Source organism: Aquimarina gracilis, from assembly GCF_035285365.1.
Taxonomy (GTDB): Bacteria; Bacteroidota; Bacteroidia; order Flavobacteriales; family Flavobacteriaceae; genus Aquimarina; species Aquimarina gracilis.
Genome location: NZ_JAYKLX010000006.1, coordinates 204,994 through 227,603, shown reverse-complemented (window position 1 = coordinate 227,603; position 22,610 = coordinate 204,994). Strand labels below are relative to the sequence as shown.

General features: G+C 34.2%; 25 protein-coding genes. 9 read left to right on the top strand and 16 right to left on the bottom strand.

All coding sequences use genetic code 11. From position 1 onward, the window contains the following. Positions 1-57 precede the first annotated feature (57 nt). Positions 58-1,590: an NAD(P)H-hydrate dehydratase gene (locus U6A24_RS13865; protein WP_324180588.1), complete on the top strand. Its 1,533-nt coding sequence runs from the start codon at positions 58-60 to the stop codon at positions 1,588-1,590. Positions 1,591-1,706: 116 nt separating this feature from the next. Next, a complete protein-coding gene (locus U6A24_RS13860) occupies positions 1,707-2,567 on the top strand; it encodes an anti-sigma factor (protein ID WP_324180587.1) in 861 nt (286 codons plus the stop codon). 68 nt (positions 2,568-2,635) lie between these two features. Here U6A24_RS13860 and U6A24_RS13855 read toward each other — a convergent pair whose 3' ends face one another. The 4 genes from U6A24_RS13855 to U6A24_RS13840 form a co-directional block, all read right to left on the bottom strand. After that, complete coding sequence (locus tag U6A24_RS13855) at positions 2,636-3,574, bottom strand: leucine-rich repeat domain-containing protein (protein ID WP_324180586.1); 939 nt, start codon at positions 3,572-3,574, stop codon at positions 2,636-2,638. Further along, positions 3,567-4,523 carry a hypothetical protein gene (locus U6A24_RS13850; RefSeq protein WP_324180585.1) on the bottom strand — a complete coding sequence of 319 codons (957 nt, stop codon included), beginning with the start codon at positions 4,521-4,523 and terminating at the stop codon, positions 3,567-3,569. The genes U6A24_RS13855 and U6A24_RS13850 overlap by 8 nt, the downstream gene beginning before the upstream one ends. Then, a complete protein-coding gene (xerD, locus tag U6A24_RS13845; RefSeq protein ID WP_324180584.1) occupies positions 4,523-5,419 on the bottom strand; it encodes a site-specific tyrosine recombinase XerD in 897 nt (298 codons plus the stop codon). The genes U6A24_RS13850 and xerD overlap by 1 nt, the downstream gene beginning before the upstream one ends. Before the next feature lie 72 nt (positions 5,420-5,491). Beyond that, positions 5,492-6,022 carry a hypothetical protein gene (locus tag U6A24_RS13840; RefSeq protein WP_324180583.1) on the bottom strand — a complete coding sequence of 177 codons (531 nt, stop codon included), beginning with the start codon at positions 6,020-6,022 and terminating at the stop codon, positions 5,492-5,494. A 223-nt stretch (positions 6,023-6,245) separates the two neighbouring features. Between U6A24_RS13840 and U6A24_RS13835 the strand changes: the two genes are divergently transcribed. Genes U6A24_RS13835 through U6A24_RS13825 form a run of 3 tightly spaced genes read left to right on the top strand, consistent with a single transcriptional unit; the run spans position 6,246 to position 8,073 of the window. Beyond that, complete coding sequence (locus U6A24_RS13835; protein WP_324180582.1) at positions 6,246-6,875, top strand: porin family protein; 630 nt, start codon at positions 6,246-6,248, stop codon at positions 6,873-6,875. Positions 6,876-6,928: 53 nt separating this feature from the next. Next, entirely contained in the window at positions 6,929-7,348 is a 420-nt protein-coding gene (gene aroQ / locus U6A24_RS13830) for a type II 3-dehydroquinate dehydratase (protein ID WP_324180581.1), read from the top strand. Next, positions 7,348-8,073, top strand: coding sequence for a Dph6-related ATP pyrophosphatase (locus U6A24_RS13825; RefSeq protein WP_324180580.1), 726 nt, complete (start codon positions 7,348-7,350; stop codon positions 8,071-8,073). Before aroQ ends, U6A24_RS13825 begins: the two co-directional genes overlap by 1 nt. An 89-nt stretch (positions 8,074-8,162) precedes the next feature. On the opposite strand, the gene lpdA is transcribed toward U6A24_RS13825, so the two are convergent. From lpdA to U6A24_RS13800, 5 genes are all read right to left on the bottom strand, one after another. After that, positions 8,163-9,554: a dihydrolipoyl dehydrogenase gene (lpdA, locus tag U6A24_RS13820; RefSeq protein WP_324180579.1), complete on the bottom strand. Its 1,392-nt coding sequence runs from the start codon at positions 9,552-9,554 to the stop codon at positions 8,163-8,165. A 192-nt stretch (positions 9,555-9,746) separates the two neighbouring features. After that, positions 9,747-10,247, bottom strand: coding sequence for a hypothetical protein (locus U6A24_RS13815; RefSeq protein ID WP_324180578.1), 501 nt, complete (start codon positions 10,245-10,247; stop codon positions 9,747-9,749). A gap of 23 nt (positions 10,248-10,270) precedes the next feature. Then, on the bottom strand, positions 10,271-10,666 hold the full coding sequence (gene msrB / locus U6A24_RS13810; protein ID WP_324180577.1) for a peptide-methionine (R)-S-oxide reductase MsrB: 396 nt from the start codon (positions 10,664-10,666) through the stop codon (positions 10,271-10,273). Then, positions 10,659-11,153 carry a peptide-methionine (R)-S-oxide reductase MsrB gene (gene msrB, locus U6A24_RS13805; RefSeq protein ID WP_324180576.1) on the bottom strand — a complete coding sequence of 165 codons (495 nt, stop codon included), beginning with the start codon at positions 11,151-11,153 and terminating at the stop codon, positions 10,659-10,661. The genes msrB (U6A24_RS13810) and msrB (U6A24_RS13805) overlap by 8 nt, the downstream gene beginning before the upstream one ends. A gap of 73 nt (positions 11,154-11,226) precedes the next feature. Further along, on the bottom strand, positions 11,227-12,096 hold the full coding sequence (locus U6A24_RS13800; RefSeq protein ID WP_324180575.1) for an alpha/beta hydrolase: 870 nt from the start codon (positions 12,094-12,096) through the stop codon (positions 11,227-11,229). A gap of 175 nt (positions 12,097-12,271) precedes the next feature. Here U6A24_RS13800 and U6A24_RS13795 point away from each other — a divergent pair, with 175 nt between their 5' ends. Beyond that, positions 12,272-13,786, top strand: coding sequence for a DEAD/DEAH box helicase (locus U6A24_RS13795; protein ID WP_324180574.1), 1,515 nt, complete (start codon positions 12,272-12,274; stop codon positions 13,784-13,786). Here U6A24_RS13795 and U6A24_RS13790 read toward each other — a convergent pair whose 3' ends face one another. From U6A24_RS13790 to U6A24_RS13770, 5 genes are read right to left on the bottom strand one after another with little or no spacing between them, the layout of a single operon-like run. Next, positions 13,787-14,821, bottom strand: coding sequence for an NADP-dependent oxidoreductase (locus U6A24_RS13790; RefSeq protein ID WP_324180573.1), 1,035 nt, complete (start codon positions 14,819-14,821; stop codon positions 13,787-13,789). It abuts the gene before it with no gap. Positions 14,822-14,829: 8 nt separating this feature from the next. Further along, a complete protein-coding gene (locus U6A24_RS13785) occupies positions 14,830-15,537 on the bottom strand; it encodes an aspartate/glutamate racemase family protein (RefSeq protein ID WP_324180572.1) in 708 nt (235 codons plus the stop codon). 18 nt (positions 15,538-15,555) lie between these two features. Beyond that, positions 15,556-16,341 (bottom strand): PhzF family phenazine biosynthesis protein, encoded by a 786-nt coding sequence (locus U6A24_RS13780; RefSeq protein WP_324180571.1) that lies wholly within the window; start codon positions 16,339-16,341, stop codon positions 15,556-15,558. 1 nt (position 16,342) lies between these two features. Continuing rightward, entirely contained in the window at positions 16,343-16,942 is a 600-nt protein-coding gene (locus U6A24_RS13775) for a short chain dehydrogenase (RefSeq protein ID WP_324180570.1), read from the bottom strand. 40 nt (positions 16,943-16,982) lie between these two features. After that, positions 16,983-17,294 carry an ArsR/SmtB family transcription factor gene (locus tag U6A24_RS13770; protein ID WP_324180569.1) on the bottom strand — a complete coding sequence of 104 codons (312 nt, stop codon included), beginning with the start codon at positions 17,292-17,294 and terminating at the stop codon, positions 16,983-16,985. Positions 17,295-17,553: 259 nt separating this feature from the next. Between U6A24_RS13770 and U6A24_RS13765 the strand changes: the two genes are divergently transcribed. Together U6A24_RS13765 and U6A24_RS13760 are read left to right on the top strand one after the other, a co-directional pair. Beyond that, positions 17,554-18,387, top strand: coding sequence for a M57 family metalloprotease (locus tag U6A24_RS13765; RefSeq protein ID WP_324180568.1), 834 nt, complete (start codon positions 17,554-17,556; stop codon positions 18,385-18,387). 295 nt (positions 18,388-18,682) lie between these two features. Further along, positions 18,683-19,897, top strand: coding sequence for a class I SAM-dependent rRNA methyltransferase (locus U6A24_RS13760; RefSeq protein ID WP_324180567.1), 1,215 nt, complete (start codon positions 18,683-18,685; stop codon positions 19,895-19,897). Between the two features lie 47 nt (positions 19,898-19,944). On the opposite strand, the gene U6A24_RS13755 is transcribed toward U6A24_RS13760, so the two are convergent. Together U6A24_RS13755 and U6A24_RS13750 are read right to left on the bottom strand one after the other, a co-directional pair. Then, positions 19,945-20,355 carry a DUF2541 family protein gene (locus tag U6A24_RS13755; RefSeq protein ID WP_324180566.1) on the bottom strand — a complete coding sequence of 137 codons (411 nt, stop codon included), beginning with the start codon at positions 20,353-20,355 and terminating at the stop codon, positions 19,945-19,947. A 120-nt stretch (positions 20,356-20,475) separates the two neighbouring features. Beyond that, positions 20,476-21,312: an OmpA/MotB family protein gene (locus U6A24_RS13750; protein WP_324180565.1), complete on the bottom strand. Its 837-nt coding sequence runs from the start codon at positions 21,310-21,312 to the stop codon at positions 20,476-20,478. A gap of 325 nt (positions 21,313-21,637) precedes the next feature. On the opposite strand from U6A24_RS13750, the gene U6A24_RS13745 reads away from it, so the two are divergent. Further along, on the top strand, positions 21,638-22,609 hold the full coding sequence (locus U6A24_RS13745) for a M23 family metallopeptidase (RefSeq protein ID WP_324180564.1): 972 nt from the start codon (positions 21,638-21,640) through the stop codon (positions 22,607-22,609). Position 22,610: the final 1 nt, after the last annotated feature.

Here is a 22,610-nt window from a genome sequence, read left to right as displayed (position 1 = left end):
TTTTGTTAATTCAATAATTTATAAGTTATTTCGTTGTAAAATTCCTAAAAAAATCAAATGAAAGTATTATCTGCACAACAGATGCGTATGGCCGATGAGGCCACGATTACATTAGAAAAAATAAGCTCTTTAGACCTGATGGAGCGAGCAGCTACAAAAGTGTTTGATTTAATTCATAACAGACTACAAGGCTCACAGATTCCAATTCATGTTTTTTGCGGTATAGGAAACAATGGAGGAGACGGTTTGGTAATTTCCCGATTATTGATAGAACATGGGTATAATGTAAGGACGTACATTGTAAATTTTAGCGATAATAGATCTAAAAATTTCCTTACTAATTATGATCGTCTCAAAGAAGTAGCAGACGAATGGCCAGTACAACTTAAATCAGAAAAAGATTTTCCTAGTTTGCAACCTCATGATATGGTTATCGATGCAATTTTTGGTATTGGACTTAATCGTCCTTTGGTAGCTTGGGTTATCTCTTTAATCAAACATATTAATAGTACAAGAAGCTTTACGCTTTCGATAGATGTTCCTTCTGGTCTATATGCAGATAAAGCACCAGATGATCCCAATGGAGTGATATTTGCCGATACAACAATTACTTTTCAACTTCCAAAACTTGTTTTTTTCTTACCGCAAACAGGTGTTTATTCGAGAGATGTTGAGATTATAGATATAGGGCTTAATCAAAGCTTTTTACAGCAAACTCCTGGTGTAGCGGACTTAATAGGAAAAAATGAGGTATTACCCTTGTATCGTTCCAGACATAAATATAGCCACAAAGGAACTTTTGGACATTGCGTATTGGTTGGTGGTAGTTATGGTAAAATAGGGAGTGTAGTTTTGGCAACTAGAGCAGCTTTAAAAATAGGTGCGGGGCTTGCTACTGCTTACATCCCAGAATGCGGTTACAATGTTTTGCAAAGTACAGTTCCAGAAGCTATGGTCATTGCTGACGATGACGACGAATTATCCGAGATCAAAATAGATTTTGAACCTTCTTCTGTTGGAATAGGAATTGGACTTGGGACAAACTCCAAAACTATAAAAGCTTTTGCAGGGTTTTTGAAAGGGAATAAAGCTCCAATTGTAATTGATGCCGACGGGATAAATATTTTGGCAAAACATCCTGAATTCTTGGATCACCTTTCTACCCAATCTATACTTACACCGCATCCTAAAGAACTAGAAAGATTGGTTGGTAAATGGAAAGATGATTTTGAAAAGATCGATAAGGTTAAAAAGTTTTCGGATCAATATGATTGTATTGTTCTCATTAAAGGAGCAAACTCAATTACTGTATATAAAGAGCAACTTTATGTCAATAATACGGGTAACCCCGGAATGGCAACAGCAGGTAGTGGCGACGTACTCACAGGAATTATAACAGGCTTGCTTTCTCAAGGTTATAGCCCCTTGCATGCTTGTGTCTTTGGTGTCTATTTACACGGAAGTTCGGGAGATTTGGCTTCACAAAAAAATGGTTTTGAAGCAGTTCTGGCTAGCGATATCATTTCCAATATAGGAAGTGCGTATTTGGAGTTGTTTAGAAAACCTGAAGTTCCTGGTCAGAATGCATAACCAATTTCATTTTACGTTTAAAATAATTATGAATTTTTATACAATTTCCGAATAGTTTCAGAGTTATTTTGATAGCAATGAAACTCATTTTTATGTATAATTTAAAAAGCAAAATGATGAAAAAGAAAATTTTGGCTATAACAACTTTAGTTTTAGGTGTTTTTGCTATATCCTGTTCTAGTGATGATGGACCTCCAACATCTAATCTTACATTAGAGATTATAGGTTTACAACCACTTACTTCAGGAGCAACTTATGAAGGTTGGTTGGTTGTTGAAGGAGAAACTCTTTCTATTGGAAAATTTAATGATGTTTCTAGCTCGATTACTATTCCGGTAGTGGCAGAGAGGCTAGAAAACGCTACAGAGTTTATTTTATCAATAGAACCACCAAATGATAATGATCCCGAACCTTCTAAAACTAAATTGCTAAGTGGACTGTTTTCGGGTAATGTTGCTCAAGTTAGTGTAAATACCGTGATGCAAGATTTTTCTTCTATTTCTGGAAAATTTATAATGGCAACACCAACAGATAATGTAGCTGATAATGATGAATTTGGTATTTGGTTCGAGGACCCTAGTGGTATACAGGCTGTTCCAGGATTAGATTTACCCATGTTGGTTGATGGTTGGAAATATGAAGGGTGGGTAATCTTTAATAACATCCCTGTTACAACGGGTACGTTTAGTGATGTAGACACTTTTGATGATGCTTCTCCATTTAGTGGTAATGTGCAATCGCCAGGTTATCCGGGTGAAGATTTCCTGAATAGTGCTCCACAAGGTCTTACTTTTCCACAAGATGGGGATGTAAGAGGGAAGACAGTAGTCATATCTGTAGAACCATTCCCGGATTATGATCAGGCAACCCCATTTTTTGTAAAGGTACTAGAAGGGACTGCACAACAAAATGTGGCTCCGGCGATTAATAACCTAACCGCAACCAATACTCTTCCTTTTGGTAGGGTTGTAAGATAATTAGGAGTAAACGAGTAAATGAATATATAAAAAACCTTCAAACATATGTTTGAAGGTTTTTTATATATTCATTTTTGTTCGAAAGAAAGTAAAAAGAATCCTTTAAAAAGTTGTTTTGCTTTTTGTTTCTCTGGTTTTAAAACGGGATTGTTGTCCAAAATTAGACCGGCAAGAGGATAACTTTCGGTTTCGTACACTTTAGGTATTGTGGTAATATCGTTATTATTCATATGTACCATAAATAACGCAGGCATTTTTGTAAAAACTCCAGGAAGTTCTTTAAACTTATTATAGCCAGCATGAACAACCCAGGTTTTCATTGTGGACATTGCTTCCGGAAGTTCTTGTAGATCGTTGTGGTCAATGTATAAGAATCGAATTTGATTAATTTTTCCTATACTATTAGGGAGTTCTGTTAGTTGATTATGATCAATCCACAAAGAATATAAATTAGGGAGTAGACCAAGTAACTCATAGTTTTGGTTACCTTTTAATCTATTGTGTGATAAGTTGAAATCTTTTAGTGACTCTAATTTAGTGATATTCTTTGGCAAGGTCTTTATGTGATTACCTTTAAGGTTTAAAAATTCTATAGGTAGTTCAGCAATTTTGGTAAGCGTATTTTCTGTATCCAGATTGGCATTATATGCTAATGATAGTTGTTTGAGATTGGAGAGTTTTCGTATTGTATATGGAAGTTTTGATATATTCAAACTATCTAAAATTAGAATTTCAAGATTTTTATGAGATACTAGTTTTGGTATCACCTTTTCTAAATCTAATTTAGGATTCTTACTCAGATTAATCATTCTAAGATCCTTAAGCTTTGAAACGGAATTAGGTAATGAGTCTAACCCCTGATCACTTAAATCTAAGCGATGTATAGATGTATCATTTTGAGGAACACTGATATGGGTTTTACTGTAAAAGTTGGTGTAGGTGGCGCAGCTATTGGCAAAAACAGCAATAATAACTAATAATAGGTAAATCGCTTTCTTTTTAATCATTACTAACTTCTTTTAAAAAGGCATCACCTGTAATTTCGATATATAATTTGTCTTTTGTTTCCACTTGCCATGGAAACCGAGGATTTAGTCCCAAACCATCATGCAATTTATTTTGAATATAAGCTCCTGCTTTTTGGCTATTTGTTCCCAATTTTAAATGAACAGAATAATAGTCTTCTTGATAAGTACCGTAGCCATAAAGATTTCCATAAAAAAGATCTTCAAAAGGAGGTAAGGTAAACCAAACATTTTTTCGGCCATCATCAGAATTTATAGGATTTCTGGGAGATAGGCTATAATTGGGTCTAGGGGTAAACAGATCAATGCCTAAACCCAATTGATAGATGGTTATGGGGTCATGAATTTTGGTAAATCCAATATTCAGGGATCCTGTGACACCATAATCCGTTCCAGAACCTTTAAACCAACCGATCTTAAAATCATTTAAAAACGAAAGATGAATGTTATGATTCGAATTACTAAATCGCATATACAATGCTCCACGTTTCAATCCATAGGATTTTAGTGACTTCGGCAAAACATCTTTACTAAAACCAAAACCCAGCCCATTGAAACCTCCCTGTCCCGATGGATTATATATAATTGAGGTGTTCATATTTGAAACCGAAGCTCCCAGTAAATTTGTGTTCTTTCCGATGCCGCCAAGAGCAAAGAACTCATAAGAGTAGGCAAGTCCAGATGTTTTTACCGTGTGTCGTTTTAAAAATTGATACGTAGCAAAAGAAATTCCACTTTCTAGGGAGATATCTCCATAATTAATTGCACCAAATCCAAAAGCACCAAGTTTTAGCCATTGGTTTTGGTTACCTAATGTAATTTGAGCATTTAAGAGAATGCCTCCATCAATATTTATTTGTTGCGAGTATGTAGTACAGTAACTTAAGAATATAACGATGAAGTAATATGGGCTTAAGTTTCTTTCTCTCATTATCTTCTTGGGTGAAAATTGTTCATAACTTCGGTTAAATGACTACGATCTACATGCATATAAATTTCTGTTGTAGTAATACTTTCGTGCCCGAGCATAAGCTGTATTGCTCTTAGATCTGCTCCATTTTCCAATAAATGGGTTGCAAAAGAGTGCCGGAAGGTGTGTGGACTTACTTTCTTATTTATACCAGCTTTCTCTACTAAACGTTTAATCATGGTAAAAATCATAGCCCTTGTAAGTTGACTACCACGTCGATTTAGGAATAAAGTGTCTTCATGCCCTTTTTTAATAGTAATATGATTTCTAATCTCGGAAGCATAAATATTGATGTATTTTTGGGTGGTTTCTCCAATAGGTACGAATCGTTGTTTGTCACCTTTACCTGTAACACTAATATACCCTTCATCAAAAAAAAGGTTAGAAAACTTTAACTCCGTTAATTCTGTAACTCGCAAACCACAACCATAAAGTGTTTCTATAATAGCACGATTACGTTCGCCCTCGGGTTTGCTTAAATCAATTTGCGAAATAATTAAATCTATTTCTTCTACAGATAATGTGTCTGGAAGTTTTCTGCCGATTTTAGGAGATTCTATAAGTTCCATGGGGTTAGATTCTCGATAATCTTCAAAAACCAAATAATTAAAGAAACTTTTAAGTCCAGATATAATTCTTGATTGTGAGCGGGCATTTACCAACTTGGCCGTCTCAAAAATGAATTGTTGTAAGGTGTCTTTTTCTATAGCAATAGGAGAGACTGCGATTTCCGAACTTTCTAAGAAAGAAAGTAAACGCTTTAAATCGAGTGAATAGCTAATAATAGAATTTTCAGAAAGTCCTCTTTCTATTCTTAAGTAATGTACATAATCTTTTATAGCATGTTCCCATTTCATTAAAGCTAATATATAAAAGAAAAACCATCTCTGAAAAGAGATGGTTAGATGTATAATTAAGATTTCGACTTCTTAGAAATGTAGAGCAAATCCAACATTAAACTGAAGATTACTTTCCGCGTCTGCATCTTCATTTAAAGTGGCATTGTAACGAAGACCGGGCTCGATGCTTACATTATCACCCAAGAACCAAGCATATCCAGCTTGAATACCAAGATAAGACGGATTTTCGTCTGCATCTTCAATACTCAGTCCAGCATAACTTAGCTCAACAGGTATTTTACTCATGATATAGTATTTTGCACCTATTTTATAAGTAAAAGTTGATAATGCACCTTCTTCACTGCTATCAGCATAACCTAAACCGGCTTTAATTGCTAAATCATCCATTACAAAATAACCACCTTCTAAACCTAGTCCCCAATCTGTTTCTCCATCCCGTGACCTAAGCCCAAAAGCTGTATTACCGTTTCCAGGAGCTCCAAAGCTAGTATTAGCTTCAATAAGCCATTTACCTTTTGCTGTTTGTCCAGTATCGCCATCTTGGGCGTTCGCAAATGTAAAACTTACTACTGCCAAAGCAGTTAACATTAGTTTTTTCATAATAATTGTTTGTTTAAAGTTGGGACTAAACTATGGAAATTACATGTATAAAATGTTAAATAAATCTGAATTTTTTGCATTTCATCGATGAATACAGTTTGATATCGGTTTTTTTCTTCTGAAAGACAAGGAGTTGCTAAATACATTTTATTATTAAATAATTGATGGTTGAATACCTGAAGTTGAAAAAATAAAATTACTTTTGAGTAGTTTTATATGTATTATGAAAAGAAACTTTTTTTTAGTTATAGGCTTTTTAATGGTTGTTTTTGGTTCATTTGGACAAGATGAAGATCCTTTGTATACAAGGGCAGGTTTCAAAGTAGGATTGAACTATGCAAATGTTACCGGTGATTTGGATGATACAGATGCAAGGGTGCGTATGCACTTAGGAGCGGTTATAGAGTTTCCTGTGTCCCAACGCTTTTTTGTACAAACTGAGGTATTATATTCTGCTCAAGGTTATACGATAGAAGAGGGAGGGGTGGAAAATAAGATAAGCTTGAATTATCTTACTTTACCTGTTATTGCAAAGTATTATTTTACTCCACATTTTAGTTTTGAAACTGGGCCTAGATTGGCTACTTTGGCAAGTAGCTCACAATCAGAAGGCGAAGAAACTGATGAGTTTTTTGATACGTTTAATGATTTTGATTTTGGATGGAACTTTGGTGCAGGGTATAAGGCCGAAAGCGGACTGTTTTTTCAGCTACATTATACTCTAGGGTTAAATGAAGTTATAGATACAAATGTTGTAGATGTTTCTGTAAACAACTCTCTTCTTCAATTATCCGTTGGATATTTGTTTAAGACCAAAAATAACAGAAGACAGCAACCAGCTGTAAAACAGTAAATTGATTTGTAATTTAGAGTTCTCACTTACTGCAAAACAAATAGAATGTATAAATGAAATTATTAATAATAAATGGTCCAAATCTTAATTTACTAGGTAAAAGAGAACCTGGTATTTATGGGAATCAAACTTTTGAGGAGTATTTTGCTAGGTTACAAGAACAATTTTCTGGAGCAAAACTTACGTACTTTCAATCAAATATCGAAGGAGAAATTATCACAGAGGTTCAAAAAGCCGATGATCACTATGATGGTGTGATTCTTAATGCAGGAGCGTATACGCATACATCGTTAGGGATTGGAGATGCTATAAAAGCAATTGGCACTCCAGTTATAGAAGTACATATTTCTAATACCTTTGGGCGAGAAGAGTTTAGACATCAATCTTATATTTCGCCAAATGCAAAGGGGGTTATTCTTGGGTTTGGATTACAGAGTTATGAATTGGCTATTCAAAGTTTTTTGAATAAGTAATGTATAAAACTTATTTTAATTGGAGCAGTGGCAAAGATTCTAGTTTGGCACTTTATAAGATACTTCAGCAAGGAGAATATCACATTTCGAAATTGATTACTACTGTAAATCAGGATTATGAACGAGTATCCATGCATGGTTTACGAGAAGCACTTTTGGACGAGCAAGCCTCGAGTATAGGTATTGCATTAGAAAAAATTAAACTACCTGCAATGGTTTCAATGGATCTGTATAATGAGGTGATGAAGAAATCTGTAGAGCGATTACGAATTGAAGGGTACTCGCATTGTATTTTTGGCGATATCTTTTTGGAAGATTTACGTGATTACCGAGAAAAGCAGTTAAAAATAGAAGGTATAAAAGCCATTTTTCCTCTTTGGAAAAAAAACACACGTGATCTTCTCTTAGAGTTTATTGATTTGGGGTTTAAAGCCATTACTGTTTGCGTAAATGCAAAATATCTAGATGAATCCTTTTGTGGAAGAGTATTGGATAAAAGTTTTATGAATGATTTACCATCAAAAGTAGATCCTTGTGGCGAAAATGGAGAGTTTCATACATTTGTTTTTGATGGACCCATTTTTAATAAACCTGTTGATTTTGAAATAGGAGAGAAGGTACTTCGCAGTTATGAACCTTCAGATGATGATGATTGTTTTGTAGATGATGATAACGATAAAAACTGGGATACTTCTTTTTGGTATTGTGATTTAATACCAAAATGAAATATGAATTAATTTTGAAATAAAAACCCCAAAGGTTTTCAAAACCTCTGGGGTTTATTTATATCTTACTTAACCAAAACGTTTGTTTTTTATAAATGAATCACTTCATCATACGCATCTGCAACAGCTTCCATTACCGCTTCACTCATAGTAGGATGTGGGTGCACCGCTTTTAGTACTTCATGTCCTGTAGTTTCTAACTTTCTACCCAATACAGCTTCAGCTATCATATCGGTTACCCCGGCGCCAATCATATGGCAACCTAACCATTCACCATACTTTGCATCAAATATTACTTTTACAAAACCGTCTTTTGTTCCTGCTGCACTTGCCTTACCTGACGCTGAAAATGGAAACTTACCAATTTTAAGTTCATAACCAGCTTCTTTGGCTTGTTTTTCTGTCATCCCAACGCTCGCGATCTCTGGAGAAGCATAAGTACATCCGGGGATATTACCATAATCAATAGGTTCTACATGCATTCCAGCAATTTTTTCTACACAAGTAATACCTTCCGCAGAAGCAACATGAGCAAGAGCAGGACCAGGCACTACATCACCAATGGCATATATTCCTGGGATATTGGTTTGATACCAGTCATTTACTACAATCTTATCCCTGTCTGTAGCAATTCCTAATTCTTCTAATCCAATATTCTCGATATTTGTTTTGATACCTACGGCAGAAAGTACGATGTCGGCTTCAAGAGTTTCTTCACCTTTTTTGGTTTTTACTATAGCTTTTACTCCATCACCACTTGTATCGACACTTTCTACGGAAGAATTTGTCATTACCTTGATTCCGGCTTTTTTGAAATTACGCTCAAATTGTTTTGAAACTTCTTCATCTTCCAACGGAACAAGATTAGGCAAGAACTCTACAATAGTTACCTCGGTACCCATTGCATTATAGAAGTGTGCAAATTCTACTCCAATTGCTCCAGAGCCTACAACAATCATTTTCTTTGGTTGTGATTTTAGCGTCATTGCTTCTCGATACCCGATTACTTTTTTACCATCTTGTGGTAAATTGGGCAGCTCTCTTGATCTTGCACCAGTAGCAATGATAATATGCTTTGCTTCATAATCAGAAGATTTTCCATCGGTATTTGTAACTGTAACTTTATTACTAGCTTTTAGTTTACCAAAACCTTCTATAACATCAATTTTATTCTTTTTCATTAGAAATTGAACCCCTTTGCTCATTCCTTCTGCAACGCCACGACTTCGTTTTACTACGGCATCAAAGTCTTTATCAAACTTTTCTACAGTAAGACCATAATCTGAAGCATGCTTTAAATAATCGAATACCTGTGCACTTTTTAAAAGTGCTTTGGTAGGAATACACCCCCAATTTAAACAAACGCCTCCTAGGCTTTCTTTTTCTATAATTGCAGTTTTAAAACCTAATTGAGAAGCTCTAATTGCGGTTACATACCCACCTGGGCCACTTCCTAAAACGATGATATCATATGTGCTCATAAATTCCAATTTTTTGAAGTCACGAATTTAAGCATAATTCGGCTAACCAAAAAAGGAATTGGGTATTCACTAACAAGAAGATTTCTCGAGTTATCAGGAATAAAAAAACACCATCATAAAGATAGTGTTAATTTTTTATGTTTTTTGTAGTAAGATTTCGAATAAGGTTGTGAAACTACAATTACGAATGTCTTAAAATTCTAATTTTAATGCAGATTGTACAGCTTTGAAATCTTTTAAGTCAACATTAGTATTCTCTGCAAAAGACGAAGGTACAATAACTATTCTAAAATCTTGATTGTCTGTAATATCAGAATCCAGAGCATTTAAGTCATCACTTTCAAGAAAGATTTCTATGCTAGCGATATTAAGCTGGGCATCAAAAATGAAATTGAACTGATACTGCGCAAATCCTCCTCCATCAAAGAAAAGTGTTCTTGGCAGTGGTTCCCATACGTCGGCTTGTTCTGCCGCAGATCGTATAGGATCCAAAACATAAACCAATGCAACATCAGAGTCGAATACATCAATATTATTGGGAACTATCGCTTCAATAGCAAAATTGTTTGCTGCATTAAACGTTGTTGTTATTTCAAAAGTACTCCCTATTGTATCAAAATCAGTATCATCATCGTTTGAACATGAAGCAAATAATATGGTTGTAAAACATAGTAATAAGAAAATCTTTTTCATGAGTGTTATAATTTATTTGTGATTTATTTTTTGTTAAAGTTTATACTTACAGAATTTACACAATAACGTTGGCCGGTATCTGTTGGTCCATCATTAAAAACATGCCCCAAATGGCTTCCACAATTGGCACATACTATTTCAGTACGAATCATGCCATGCGAAGTGTCTCTTATGTACTCTATACTACCTTCAATAGACTTGTCAAAACTTGGCCACCCGCAACCAGATTCGAATTTGGAGTCACTTTCAAACAAAGAAACATTACATGCCATACATTTGTAAGAACCATCTTCAAAATGAAGATTATACTGTCCTGTAAACGGTCTTTCCGTTCCTTTTTGTCTTAGAATTCTGTATTGTTCTTCCGATAGCTGCTCCTTCCATTCAGCTTCCGATTTCTCTATAGGATATTTATTCATCTTTCTTTTCTTTTGGCACAAAAACAAGCGCATCTCCATTTATACAATGTCTCATTCCTGTAGTTTCTCTTGGACCGTCATTAAAAACATGGCCCAAATGCCCTCCACATGTGTTACATAGTAATTCTGAACGGGCATAACCTAATTTATAATCCACATCCTTTTCTATACTACCATCTATTGCTCTGTCAAAACTGGGCCATCCTGTGCCACTATCAAATTTGTGTTTGCTCTCATATAATGCAGTATTACAAGCGGCACAATGAAATGTTCCTAATGCATATACCTTATTTAATGGGCTAGAGAATGGTCTTTCGGTACCTGCTTGCCTTAAAATGTAATATTGTTCTGAAGTCAGAATTTTTTTCCATTCGGCATTTGTTTTTGATACCTGATATGTTTTTTTCTCTTTTTTTGTTTCTTTTTGAGCATTTCCTGTACAACTGATAGCCAAAACTCCTATGAATACTAAAAGTATGCGTTTCATATTTTTTTATTTAAAGTTACTTAAAGTTTTAGGTAATAGTCGTAGAAATATGTTAAGAATAACATATCAATAACTATTCCAAAATAAATTTTGCAACATCAGATATTACGTTGGTATCGCCAAGGATTTTTCGATGCCCTAGTTTTTCGGTTAGTATAAGTGTACCATTTTCTAGAGCATCAATTATCTCGTGAGCTGCACTATAATGAACATCTACATCGTTTTTGTCATGAATTACCAGGGTAGGTATTTTGATTCCTGCTGCAGAAACGGCTCCCGAATAATTATTGAGATCTTCACCATATCTATTATCAAAATATGATTTAAGAAGCTGAGCAACTTTTTGACTTAGTTGAAGGTTTTTTGCAAAGTTTTGGGTAACTGCAGTAATGCTATTTGCAGTTCCTATAATAACAAGTTTCTTAATATTTAAACCAAATTTAGTGGTTCTTAATAAAGACATTCCGCCTAATGAATGTCCAATAGCGGCCTCAAATGGTCCATAATGCTTTTCCAGGTAATAAATGGTTTCCAGAAAATGGGGTAGTATGGTCCTTTTGCCCGGAGACTTACCATGAGCTGGAGCATCAAAACTAATTGTACTATATCCATTTTCTAATAATTTATCTGCAATTTTTGAAAGCTGTGTACCACTTCCAGACCATCCATGTACAAGTAATATTTTCTTTTCTGATTGCCCGTAGTGATACACCATCACCTCACGATTAATCTTTTTTATACGAATCAGTTCTTTTTTACTCTTTTCATACATTGGTTTTTCTCGGTTTGGCATTTCATAACTAAATGGAGTTAGAAACATTCTAGCAGCAAATCGGGAAGCCAGAAAAGGAGATATCCAGTTTAGTATTTTTCCGGTGTAGAGTATTGGTTTTGGAACCAGGAGAGCCTGAACTGGAATTAAATCTTTATCAGTTTTATTCATTAACAATAATTAGATTTTGGTTCTCAAAATTAAAGGAATACGAGGGTTTTCATCATAGAATTATAAATAATTAACATTTAATATAGGGGTGGTGAAGAAATATATTTGTCGAATTGTTTCATAGAACCTCTTAAAGTGCTTAATTTTGTAGCTTATTTTTAAGGAGGGCTCACCATTGTCACACATTCAAATAGAAAAAAAAGAACAAAAGGTTCTTTATGATTATCAGAAACGAGACATCGACAAGATTTTTGGTCGTGTTGAAGAGTTTCCGGAAAGTTATAATCTTTTATATCAGCTTCCAACAGGAGGCGGTAAGACTGTAATTTTTTCTGAAATAGTAAGACGCTATATTGAAACCACCAAGAAAAAGGTAGTGGTTCTTACGCATAGAATAGAGCTTTGTGGTCAGACTTCGAATATGCTTTCCGAGTTTCATGTGAAAAATAAAATCATTAATAGTTCTGTTAAAGAGCTATATGATCAAGGGGAGTATATGTGTTTTGTGGCCATGGTCGAGACACTCAATAATAGACTTAATGATGATCAATTAGAACTTCATGATATCGGAATGGTGATTATCGATGAAGCACATTATAATTCTTTTAGGAAGCTCTTTAAGTTTTTCGAAAAATGCTTCATTCTTGGAGTTACGGCTACTCCTTTAAGTTCGAATATGAAGCTTCCGATGAAGGATAATTATAATGAGTTAATAGTTGGCGACACCATTAACTCGTTAATAGGAAATGGTTTCTTGGCCAAACCCGTGATATATACTTATGATGTTGGTTTAGGTTCCCTGAAAATTGGAATGAATGGTGATTATACTGTAAAGTCATCAGAAGAACTGTATACAAATATGGTGATGCAGGATAAGCTTTTAAAGGCTTATGAAGAAAGATCCAAGGGTAAAAAAACCTTGATTTTTAATAATGGGATCAATACATCAATTTATGTATGTGATACCTTCAAAAAAGCAGGGTATCCTATAAAGCATCTTGATAACACCAATAGCAAACAAGAAAGAGAGGATATTCTTGCCTGGTTTAAAACCACAGATGATGCTATCCTTACCTCTGTGAGCATTTTGACAACTGGATTTGATGAACCTACCGTTGAAAGTATTATACTTAACAGAGCAACAAAATCATTAACATTGTATTTCCAGATGATCGGAAGGGGCTCCCGAATTTTACCCACAAAATCGCAATTTACGATTGTAGATATGGGTAATAATACAGCAAGATTTGGTTTGTGGAACTCTGAAGTGGATTGGCAATCAATATTTAGGTCGCCAGATTTCTATTATGATAATCTGGTTGGTGATGAGGAAATTGAAAGAAATTTTAAGTATGTAATGCCAGAGGAGATCAGAAAGGAATTTGCCAAATCTACCGATATTGAATTTGATATAGAGGAAGAATATGCAAAGACTAAAAGGTATAGCCTGAGAAGCCTTACTGTTTTGGAAAACTCAATAGAGCAACATGCCAAAATGTGTGTCGAAAATAGTGAGGACGTTTTTGATGCTCGTATTCTTAGTAGGTTGCTGGATAAGGATATTGAATTTAGAGTTAAAAGGTATTCATACTGCATCAGTAAGAGCACAAAGAATTATCGAGATTGGCTAGAGGAGGACTACAAGCGAAAACTTAGGTCCAAAATCAATCAATTATTCATGGATGATTAACTAAGCCTTTACAATAAGTTTACCCATATTTTTTCCATAAAATAACATGTTCAATGCATTGGGGAGATTCTCAAAACCTTCTACTATAGTTTCTTTATACTTCAAAGAGTTGTTTTGCACCCAAGGAGTCATTTCTTGAAGCATCTCATTCATTCTATCATTATAATCCCGTGCCAGAACTCCTTGTATAATTGCTCTTTGATATAATATTTTATGTAAAAATCTAGGTCCTAATTCAGGATTATCCAAACCTCCTGAATATTGGGATATTTGACCGCAAATAATGATTCTGGCTTTTCGATTTATGAGCTCGAATATTGCATCTGTTATATAGCCTCCAACATTATCATAGTAAATATCAATTCCATTAGGACATAGTTTTGATAGTTCCTTTTTTATTTCTGGGGTAGAAGGGTACTGTTTATAATTGATTACTTCATCAACACCAAGAGTTTCTTTTAAATACGTTGTTTTTTCGTCAGACCCTGCTATACCAACTACTGTGCATCCCTTTATTTTTGCGATCTGTACGACCACTTGCCCGACAGCGCCAGAGGCACCCGATACTACAACTGTTTCCCCTTTTTTAGGTTTTCCTGCTTCAATCAATCCAAAATACGCAATACGGGCAGGCATTCCTAAAATGCCCAAAGCTGTGGTGACCGGGACTTCTTTTGGGTTTAATTTTCTAAGACTTTGAGTTTCTGTAATCGCATACTCTTGCCACCCCGTGTATGATACTACCCAATCGCCAATCTGCAAAGATGAATGGGGATCTTTAATTCCAATAATTTTACCAACCACAGCACCTCCTTGAACTGTGTTTAGCGGGTGGGGTTCTTCCCAGGTTTCTTTTTCAGATTGTTGAATGCGCATATATGGATCTACACTAAAATATTCAGATTTTAACAAAGCTTGCCCTGGCCGTAAACTTGAGCAATCAGTAGTAGATGTTTGAATCTTGTAATGAGATTCATCTACTAGTTTTTCTGGTCTTTTCGAATAGATCCACTGTCTGTTTTTATATTTTGTCATCTATTTTATTACAATTTAATTTGTTGGTTTTCTAAAGCTACATCTACGGCATTTTCTGCATGAATTTTTGTAGTATTGAATGTAGGGATATTTACATCTTCTGGTTTAATAAGTAAGGGAAGTTCTGTACATCCCAGGATTATTCCTTGAGCTCCGTCATGAATTAAATCGTTGATTATTCGAATTAACTCTTCTTTTGACTCTGTACGTAGTATTCCCAAAACTAATTCTTTATAAATGATATGATGTATGATTTCTCTATCCTTGGAATCGGGAATCATAACTTCAATTCCGCTATCATTCAAAGTGTTTTTATAGAAATCCTTTTCCATTGTAAATTTTGTTCCCAGAAGCGCTACCTTTTTCAAGTTTTCGCTCACTATAGCGTCGCTTGTTGCTTTTGCAATATGCAAAAAGGGAACAGTAGTGTTCTTTATTATTTCTTCACTACAAAGGTGCATGGTGTTTGTACAAAGAATTATCAAGTCTACTCCTGCATTTTCTAATTGTGTGGCTGCTTTTACCATTGCATTGGTTAAACTGTCCCAATCATCATTATGTTGAAGTTTTTCAATTTCACTGAACTCTACAGAATTTATGATACATTTTGCTGAGTGAAAGCCTCCTAATAACTTATTTACTCTTTTATTTAATAGCTCATAATACACAGCTGTAGATTCCCAGCTCATTCCCCCAATTAGTCCAATAGTTTTCATATGTGTGATTTTTTTAGTTTATATTTCAATTTCTCCAATTAGATACGGAACCGAGTAACCACTTAGGTACACTCTGTCTCCGTTAAGTCTGCAATCTAGTTCTCCTCCTCGTTTTGATAGTTGAAGGGCTTTTAGATTATGTTTATTTAACTTTTCTGCCCAAAAGGGAACCAGAGATGCATGGGCAGAACCAGTAACCGGGTCTTCAGGAAGTACATCTGCATTTGCATCAAAAACCCGAGATACAAAATCTGAATCTTTTCCTTTTGCAGTTATTATAATACATAAATAAGGGAGTTCCTTCAGTAGTTCGAGTTTAGGATTCTCTGTTAGTACTTCTTCCTCAGAAGAAAGAGTAATAACCAAGTCTCTCGCTGCAAAGGCTTCCAAAGGTTGGGCATTCAGGGCTTTAAATATTTCTTTAGGAATTTCAATTTGTTCTGGAGGTCTAGAAGGGAAATCCAGAGTTATTGAGCCATTTTCTTCCTTTTTTGCCTTTAAAACCCCACTTTTTGAAGAAAAAGTAACTTCTTTGCTGTTTTTATCAAGATAATTAAAGATCACATAAGCCGAAGCAAGTGTTGCGTGACCACATAAATCAATTTCGGCATGTGGCATAAACCAGCGTATTTCGTATATGTCATCTTTTTTTACAAAATAACCTGTTTCTGCCAAATTATTTTCGATAGCTATATTTTGTAACGTTTCATCATCCAGCCAATGAGGTAGGTGACATATGGCTGCAGGATTTCCGCCAAACAACTTTTTTGTAAAAGCATCGATTTGATACATTGGAACTTTCATACTAATATTTTTTTAAGATTTGACCCGTGATTTTTTCTGTTAAAGTTTGTTTATAAAGTTTAATGGCTTCTTCAATAACAATGGGGTAGTAGCCTGCAAATTTCTTATCAGTAGGAAAATCGCCTGCGATTGCCCCTGGAGCTACGACATTAAGTCGAATTCCTCTATCCAATTCATTTGAAGCAGAATTTACAAAACTATGTATACCGCCATTTACCAGAGATAAGGCTACTGCATTGGGTTCATAATGTTCTGCCAGAATACCTGTGGTGAGCGTAATAGAACCATTATCAACTAAATGTTCTTTGGCAATATGCACCAAATTCACTTGTCCCATAAGCTTACTTTGTATACCGAGGTAATAATCATCTTCTGTTAGTTCTGAAAGGGTTTTCCAACTGGCTGTTCCGGCTGCATTAATTACGGCATCGAGTTTAGGTAGTTTTTGAAATAATAGATTAATACTTTGTTTGTCTGTAATATCTACTGGGTACTCTTGATTATTTCTATGTGCGCCGTATACTTCATATCCATCATTTTTTAAACTTTGATAAATTTTTGATCCAATGGTACCAGTTGCTCCAATTATTAAGATTTTCATAATTATATATTTAGTTTTATAAATATGTTATTGTAAATTTTTAGAGTTCTCTGTGAATAGTATCCAAATACTCCTTAATTACCTTTTCATTTCTTTTAAAATAGGTCCATTTGCCATGTCTTGTCGTTATTAATAGGCCAGCTTTATGCATACCAGATAAATAATGAGAAATGGTTGGTTGTGATAATCCCGATTTATCCTGAATATATTGACCACATACACCATCTCTAAAATGTCCTAATTCTTTGTGAGGAGGAAAATTTGCCTCGGGATCTTTAAGCCATTTTAATATATCCAAACGTGTGGCATTCGAGAGAGCTTTATTTATTTGTAGTATTTCTTTATCAACCATGCGACAAATATACATATTTAGTTTTATAAATATGTTTTGATTGATTGTAAATTGAATTTTATATATTTTTTAGTTCAAAATAACAGTACGAATTAGATTAATAATGAAATGTTAAATGCTTATTAATTACGGTTTTACCGCATTTAACATGTGTAATTATGTGTTTTGACGATATTTAACATTTTTAATATTGTGTAGGAGAATTATTTAATTAGTTTCGACAGAAATTAAATAATCTCAACTTATTATGTTTAAAATTATGAAAAAAAGTAAATTCTTATCTATTTGTGGAGCTGCGATATTCTCGGCTTTTTTGTTTGTTTCCTGTGAATCTGAAAATGAAGAAATTTTAGTTGACTCTTCCTTGGACAAGGATGTACTTCTAAAATTACAGCGGGCCCATTTCAGTACAGAGAATGCCCGTATTATTGAATTTATGGGGGAGAAAGGTGTTGCGGTTGAAGATATGTTTCTAACGTTTGATCAAATCAATGAACTATCTCAAAATGTCGTTGGCCCTCATGAAAAACAATATCGTACTACTAATTTGGTAACAGGGTTGCCACGAGTAATAAAAGTAAGTGTAGATCCAGATCTAGGAACTTTAGGTTCTGATGCTTTGGATGCAATGATTGATATGTATAATGCTGAAAATCTTCAGTTGACCTTTGAAAGAACTACTTTTGGGTTAAAAGGAAAGAAGAAAGCAGATATTGAAGTAACAGAATTTTATGAATTAGAATCTGGAGGTTTTATTACATTGGGTAGAGCTGCTGGTTTTCCTAATAGAAAAGGAAATCCGGCAAAAGGATTTGGAATAAATAGCCGTTGGTTTGAACTTCTTAATCCATCATTAGCCGAGGTAACTGGTACTATGGCTCATGAAGTTGGACATTGCATAGGTTTTCGTCACACAGATTATATGACGAGAGAAAGTTGTGGACAAAATGTTAATGAAGGTAATGCTGGGGTAGGAGCTATTCATATTGATGGTACTCCTACTGTTTCTGACGCTACTTCTTTGATGCAAGCTTGTGGACCAGCAGACAGGTTTAATCAAAATGATATTACTGCTTTAAATGTACTTTATTAATACATAACCGTTTTATTATTTTAAAAGCTGCCTTTATGGTGGCTTTTTTCACTAATTTATAGATGTACATTTTTTTTTGTTAAAATTATGTAACAAAATTGAAACATAAACGTCTAGTAAGTAAAGAGCTAAAGGAAAATTTGTAATCATATAGATAACAAAACTTAGTTTTAACGATACATTAAAGAGCGCTTATCTTGATACTTCTTGGGATAGGTGCTTTTTTATTTATATGCCAGGAATTAATTTCTTTGATTTTTGAGGATTAATAAAAATAATAGTATTCTTGCGATCTATGAAGTTTGTCGAGGATATAGAAATAAAGAGACTAGCCATTAAATTGAGGCCATCAGGTGAAAAAATGGTTAAAAAAAAGCATCCGTGGGTTTTTGAAGATAGTATTATAAAACTTAATGCTAAGGGAAATGCAGGAGATTTGGCCATCATTTATGATTCAAAGAAAAATAATTTCCTGGCGTGCGGGTTATATGACCCGTATTCTCCGATTCGTATAAAATTGATTCAGTTTAAAAAAACAGCTCAAATTGATGAAGCGTGGTTCTTGAAAAAGATTAATGAAGCATATCAAATTCGAAAACCTCTCTTGGAAACAGATACAAACAGTTATCGATTGTTATTTGGTGAAAATGATCATTTTCCTGGTTTTATAGCCGATGTGTATGATAAGGTACTCGTTATAAAGTTATATTCTCATATTTGGTTTCCTTATCTTAATTGGATAATCCCTCATTTGATTACCGTTACTGATTGCAGTACGATTGTTTTAAGGCTAAGTAGGCTTTTGCAATCAAAAGGCAATACCTACGGTCTTAAAGATGGTAATATTATTTATGGCGAGTTAGATAATGAGGTTGTTGTTTTTAGAGAACATGGAGTACTTTTTTCGGCAAACGTAATTAAAGGCCATAAAACAGGATATTTCTTGGATCATAGATATAATAGGAAAAGAGTAGGGGCGTTGGCAAATAATAAAAGCGTATTGGATGTTTTCTCTTATGCCGGGGGATTTTCAGTGCATGCTTTAACAGGGGGAGCAAAAGAAGTAATCAGTTTGGATATAAGTAAACATGCTTTAGAAATAGCAAAACAAAATGCTCTTCTCAATAAACATGTTGGAGAGCATAAAGTTATAGTTGCAGATGCTTTTGAAGGCCTTCAAAAATTAATTGATCAACAAAAGAAATTCGATATTGTTGTAATTGATCCTCCTTCTTTTGCCAAAAGAGAAAATGAAATTTCAAGAGCAAAAAAAAGCTATGCAAAACTTGCAAAGCTGGGTGCTCAATTAGTTACTGTAAATGGAATTCTTGTTTTGGCCTCATGCTCCTCTAGAGTAGTTGCCCATGATTTTTTTGAGATTTCTGAAGAACAAATAAACAATTCAGGTCGAACTTTCGAAGTTTTGGAAAAGACTTATCATGATATTGATCACCCTATAGGATTTCTGGAAGGAGCTTATTTAAAGTGTGGTTATTATAAGTTGTCATAAAAAAAGCAATCAGATATTCTAATTGCCTTTTTATAGTTTTTATCATTTTAATGTCTTCCAAAGACGTGAACTTTGGCGCGTTTTCTAGATAAATTTTTGGTATCGTAAAAGAAAGTAATATCTCTTATGATTCTTTTATTTCCTTTAAGATCGATTACTCTTGTGGAACTTTTTCTTGAGAAATTATGTCTTAACTGAATTTCTTCTTTTTTTCCATTCCCATACTGTACTACCATTCGATGCATATTGATAGCGCCTCCGGTAACTTTAACTTTAAGCTTTGTAAAACCACCTTCCTTGGCAGTAACTTTTATAACATCTCTGTCTAATCTATAGTTAACTTTTCTAGTACCCAGGTGATCCCATTGCCTGATATTTGAAGTGAAACTACTAGTAACTAGTAATACCGTTAACAAGATTGTAGCAATTGAAAATCGTCGTAATGTTATGTTTTTCATAGTCCTCATAATATTTTGGTTTCTATTAGGACTATATAAGTATTAAAAGGTTTAATCTGTATACATAAAAAAGGATGTACCTTAAAAAGTACATCCTTTTCAAAATAATAGAATATATAGTTAGTTAGAAGCGGTTAGCATCGCAAAAAACTTGTCCATATTTGGTAGCAAAACAATCTTTGTACGTCTGTTAATTGCCATATTCTCTTCAGAATCATTTGCAACCAAAGGGTGGTAGCTACTTCTTCCCGAAGCAATTAATTTTTCTGGAGCCACATCATATTCCTTTTGCAGTTTTCTTACAATAGATGTTGCTCTTTTTACACTTAGATCCCAATTATCCTGAACTACAGCAGTACTAATGGTTCTTGGATCAGTATGACCTTCAACCATTACATCTATGCTCTCTTCAGAATTGATTACATTGGCCAATTTTTGTAAAATTTCGTTGGCCTTGTTACTCACTCTATAGCTTCCTGTTTTAAATAGCATTTTATCCGAAATCGAAATCATCACAACTGTATTATCAATGTTTATTGAAATGTCTTCGTCTTCTTTCAAACTATCATCCAAAGAGCTTTTAAGATTGTGCGAAACCGCAAGATTCATAGAATCTTTTAATGTTTTTGCTTCCTGAAGTTTACTTGGATCTACATTTGCCAAAGTTTCTCTCATTTTTGCTTTGGTGTTATTAGAAATGGCAGCGATATCATCTACCATGACCATTTTATCATCACCAGCTTCTTTTAGAGAATTAATCTTTGCATTATAATCTGCAACTCGCGCTTCAATTTTGGCAAATTTATCCTCGAGTTCTTCCTTTTCAACAACTGTTTTTTGCAAGGTGCCGCGAGTATCTTGTAGTTCTTGTTCTAAAGCAACATACTTTTTCTTCGACACACATGAGGTCATTAAAATGGCCCCTGACAATGCAATAAATGTGAACGTTTTTTTCATGGTTATTTAATTAATTATTACGCTATTTTAACTTTGGCATGCCTCATTTATTGCTTACACAGATATTAATTTTTTCACATCAATTTCTTAAAAAATGTTAACGTTGTTTGTTAAAATTAATTTCCCGTAAATTATCTACGCGAGTACTATAAGTATGTTTTTTTTAATTCGCTGTGTATCAAAAAAATACTATAAAAATGAAAACATAGTGAATAAATATTTTTAAACAAATTGTTGATTTATTGTAACAACATATTATTTTTACGGTCATATTGTAGAAAATAGATACTGGCCCAGATCTACATTAATTTTCTAAGATTATCATATGTTTTTTATAAAAAGAAGGCACGTATCTTTTATTATTTCGTTTTTATCCTGGTTTTTGTTTTGTATTCAGGGAGCTTTTGGTCAACAAAACGATAGTGGTACAGTGGTGTATTATGAGAACTTGTATATAGAAGGTAAAACTTTTTACTTACCTGTATTTCAAGAAAAAAATCAAAACTCTAAGGAAGGGGGTTCAATTTCAGATAAACATTTTGTTGATTTCAGTTCGAATTGGAATAATAAAACATTTAACCCCTATAGAGGAGAAAATATCAGTTTTCCTTTTCAATTAAATTTTGATACTCAGAAATTTGCTTCTCCAATAAGTCGAAAGATGGTTGTGACTTCCAGATATGGATGGAGGAGGGGAAGACCACATCGAGGAATAGATATTGACCTTCGAACGGGCGATAGTGTAAGGTCTATATTAGATGGAAAAGTGCGGTATGCAAGATATCATGGAGGACATGGAAAGACGGTAATCGTACGGCATAATAATGGGTTGGAAACCGTATATGCGCATTTGTCTAAGTTTTTGGTGAAGGAAAATGACGAAGTTAAAAAAGGGCAAGTGATAGCAAAAGGAGGGATTACAGGTAATGCGAGGGGTAGTCATTTACATCTTGAGGTTCGATATCATGGAAAAAGTATAAACCCAGAGTACTTGTTTGAATTTACTGATGAGACAGAAATAAGGTCTAATGTTGTATTTGTTACTCGTAAATGGACAACACCTCATTATCATCGTTCGACTAGAAAAAGTAATATCATAGTGCATACGTCTGAAGAAGATATAGCATTGCTTCAAGAACAGCAAAAAAAAGTATATACCGTTAAACAAGGTGATACTTTATATCGTATTGCAAATACGCATGGATTGCCTATTTCAGAAATTTGCAAAATTAACTCGATTCGGAAAAATTCGGTTTTACGTGTTGGGCAACAAATAATAATTAGTGCTGCACAATAGT